The organism is Deltaproteobacteria bacterium (genome assembly GCA_020845895.1).
GTDB lineage: Bacteria > Lernaellota > Lernaellaia > JACKCT01 > JACKCT01 > JADLEX01.
The window spans coordinates 1-3,480 of sequence record JADLEX010000069.1; the positions used below are offsets into that span (position 1 = coordinate 1).

A 3,480-nucleotide genomic window follows, 5' to 3' on the forward strand; every position below is an offset into this window, starting at 1 on the left:
CCAGGAGACTGGCGAAGTCCCCGAATTCCCTCCCGAGGCTCGACTCGGCCGTCCTGTACGCCGCCAACTAACAAATTCCGACTGACCGCAAGCCTCACCGTGTCGAGTCAAAGGGCCAAAGACGAGAAACGGCGCGGCTTGTGGCCGCGCCGTTTGTGTCTTGGCTTAACGGATTACTGGAAGCACAGAGAGTCGACGAGACCCGCGGAGTCGTAAATCGCGTCGCCGACGTCGGACACGGTGAAGAGCACCGTGATGGTCGTCATGTCGGCGGGCAGATTCACGGTCGAGAACTTGCCGACGTTGTCTTCCTCGGGCTCGCCGCGCACGCCTTCGCCGCCGGCGTTCTTGAGCTGGCCGTCGTAGACAGCGCCCGTGCCGTTGTAGCCGGCGTCCGCCGAGCCGTCGATGCCGAGGATCGCCATGCTGATGTCTTCCCAGTCGCCCGCGGAGGCCGTGTTGTTCACGGAGCGATTGACCAAGTAGTCGGGCGCGCCCTGCACGATGAGCGTGAAGATGTCGTTGTACGCGCTGCCGGCCCACTCTTCCCACTCCTGCGAGAGGAAATTGTAGGTGGCCTTGAGCTGAGTCATGCCTTCGGGCACCGCCACCGTGGTGGACATGGTGCAGCTCGGCGTTTGGCTGCCGCTGCTGGTCGCGTAGAGGTAGTCCGCGCCGTCACCGTCCGGGAACAGGGCGTCGTACTCTTCGTTGCTCACGCCGAAGGCCACGCACTCGCCGGTGGGCGACCAGCCGGTGTCGAGGGCGATGCAATCGCCGTCGGTCGAGCCGCTGCCGCTGCCATCCGGCGGAAGTTCGGTCTCGCCGGCGTCAGTGGAATCCGTACCGTCGGGCAGTTCCTCGATCGGAGGCGTCTCTTCCGGATCCTTCGGGTTCTCTTCGCCGTCCTCGGTCGAGGGCTGCGAGGTCGAACCGGAGCAGTCGCCGTCGGTGAAGTTGATCTGAGCCGGAACGCCGGACAGCGAGGGCAGGGCCCACGAACCGTCATCGGCGCTGTAGGTGAAGAAGGGGCCGTCCGACGCGGTCGCCAGGATGCCCGACTTCACCGAGCCGTCGCAGCTTTTCACGGAGCCGTTGATGTAGCCGTTCTGCGCTTCGGCGAAGTAGGCGATGTAGAGGCCCTCGCCCGAGGAGCCGATCGAGGGGCCGAGGGCTTCGACGGCGGCCGTGTCGAGAACGAGTTTCTTGTCTTCGACTTTCAGCTTGTTCGCATAACGCAAGCGATTGCCGTAGCCTTCGAGAGACTCTTTCTTGGCAAACGCGAGCATGTACTCGATGCCGTCGAGATCGACGACGCTTTCGAGCACGTCCAGCGGAACCTCGAACTCCTGGTCGATGAGCTTGGACTGCTCCTCATCGAGAACAACGCCGAACAGGAACACCCACCCGTCGGGTGAGGTCACGTCCGCGTCGTCCTCGTTCAGGACAAAGTCCAAACCGGTGGCGGCTTCGAGCGCTTCCTCGGCCGCTTCGTCGCAGCCGGCGCTCACGAGCATCGTCATGGCGAGCGCGAACATCGCGAACGCATACCGTTTTCGCATCAGGTTGTCCTCCCTTGGTCAAAATGGTTCAGCGGTTGCCTCCCGCTTAACTCCCATATGGATTGGCGCAATTCATACCGGAAATCGTCGGCGATGTCAAAAGAATCCGCGCTCGGGCGCGACCGCCGAACGCAAGTCACCGTTGGCGACGACTTGGAATGTCGTCATGGATTGGTGTCTTCCGTTGCCGGCTGCCCCGACGGTGCGTGAAGCGGCCAAGGATCCGATCGGCCCGCCGGCCAAATCAAGGGGTCGTGGGAGGGGATGATCCGGAGCTCCGTTCGAGCCCGGCGCAGGTCATGAAGCCGCGTCAACGTATCCGCGGCCTGTTCGCGGCTCGTCGCCAGACCGATCAGGACCGGTTTTTCAATGTTTGTCATCGTGTAGGCCGCGTCGCCGACCAGAAGGATGTCGCCGGATTTCGTCTTGACGAGGATGGAAATCGATCCGGGCGTGTGTCCCGGCGTCGGAATCACCAACACCGATCCGTCGCCCAGCAGGTCCCTCGAACCGCCAAAGGTCAGGACTTTCGGAGACTTCGTGAAATCCAGTTCTCGGACCCGGACGCCCTCGAAGTCTTCCCGCATGACCCCACGCGAGACCCCGAACGCCCGTTCCAGATACTCCTTTTCCCCCTTGCCGACCCAGACCTTGGCATTCGGAAAGGCGCGAATCTCGCCGGTGTGGTCGAAATGCGTGTGCGTGAGCACGATGTGACGCACCATGTCGGGCGTGATGGCCATGCGGGCGAGCTGGGCGATCACGTCCTGACCCTCGGCCATTTTCGGCAGTTCGTAACCGCGCTCCGCGACGAACTTCAAGAGTCCGCCGAGGTATTCCTGCGGCCGAAACGCAAAATGGTGATTCAGGCCCGTGTCGATCAGCACGATGTCGTCGCCGTGCCGGACGAGCGCGCAAAGGATCGGGATGGTCACAGGGTCCTTAGTGCCGCCCTCATGCAAGTGACCGTCGGTCGACGTCGCTTCGCCGGTCTTGATGAGCCATAGGCCGTCAACGGCAGCGCGGTCGCGAGCGGGTTCGATCACCTCGAACCGGCCCGGGGTCAGTTCCACGGGCGGCGGCTTGCAGGCGGAAAGAGACGCCGCGATCGCCACGACGATCGCGTACACAAAATAACCGCGAAAGAGCTTGTTCGGCATGCCGCGAAAATCCTACCGGCCGACCGCCGGTGTGTCAAACCGCGGCGACGGTGGGACAAGGCGGCGAAATAGGGCGGAATTCGAGGCGGGCAACCCGTTACGCTCCCACAGAAAACGCTCCGCCCCGGGAGCGCGGGCTCCCGGGGCGGCGTGGTTCAGGAATGGATTATTCGCAGCCCGTCGGCGTCGGGTTCGTTTCGTACCCGCCGCCGTAGACCAAGTACGTCATCGTCACCGACGACGCGAAGACCTGCGGCACCATCGTCTCGGTCTCCTCCGTTTCGTCCACGGTCGCGGTGAAGTCGTACGGGCCATCCGCGGGTACGTTGAAGAGCACGAAGACCGAATTCAGCGGATGCGTCGAGGTGCGGGTCAGGCTCGGACCGTTCTCGTCGGAGTAGTACACCGCGCTCTGCCCCGAGTCGTTCGTCACCTCGGCGCAGCCCACGAACTCGTGCATCTCGGGGCCGCCCCACAGCACGAAGCCCAGCACGATCCCGTCCGCTGGGTCGATCGTGATCTCGAAGTACTCCTCGAAGTCGTCGATGATCGCCGTCGGGAACATGAACACCTGCGGCAGCGCGGGCGACGGCAGGTTGAACAGGTACTCGGTCAGGTAGTCGTCGTGCGTGACGCGCACGGAAAACGTTTCGGCGCCGTTGATGGACGGGAACCAGCAGTAGCCGTTCGCATTGGACGTCGTCGAAATTTCGGGTTCGACCGGCTCGCCCGTTTCGTTGTCCACGATCACGCACTCG

3 protein-coding genes are annotated in these 3,480 nt (G+C 63.3%); all 3 read right to left on the reverse strand.

Annotated elements, in window-relative coordinates; translation table 11 throughout:
* Positions 1–173: 173 nt before the first annotated feature.
* The 3 genes from IT350_09680 to IT350_09690 all read right to left on the reverse strand — a co-directional run bounded on the left by IT350_09680 (position 174) and on the right by IT350_09690 (position 3,467).
* Positions 174–1,562: a choice-of-anchor L domain-containing protein gene (locus IT350_09680; protein MCC6158311.1), complete on the reverse strand. Its 1,389-nt coding sequence runs from the start codon at positions 1,560–1,562 to the stop codon at positions 174–176.
* Between the two features lie 164 nt (positions 1,563–1,726).
* Positions 1,727–2,722, reverse strand: coding sequence for an N-acyl homoserine lactonase family protein (locus tag IT350_09685; protein MCC6158312.1), 996 nt, complete (start codon positions 2,720–2,722; stop codon positions 1,727–1,729).
* A 166-nt stretch (positions 2,723–2,888) separates the two neighbouring features.
* Positions 2,889–3,467: a hypothetical protein gene (locus IT350_09690; GenBank protein ID MCC6158313.1), complete on the reverse strand. Its 579-nt coding sequence runs from the start codon at positions 3,465–3,467 to the stop codon at positions 2,889–2,891.
* Positions 3,468–3,480: the final 13 nt, after the last annotated feature.

Bases quoted from the DNA above. Each gene is read 5' to 3' on its own strand.
- IT350_09680 (MCC6158311.1), bottom strand. From the start codon at position 1,562: ATGCGAAAACGGTATGCGTTCGCGATGTTCGCGCTCGCCATGACGATG.
- IT350_09685 (MCC6158312.1), bottom strand. From the start codon at position 2,722: ATGCCGAACAAGCTCTTTCGCGGTTATTTTGTGTACGCGATCGTCGTG.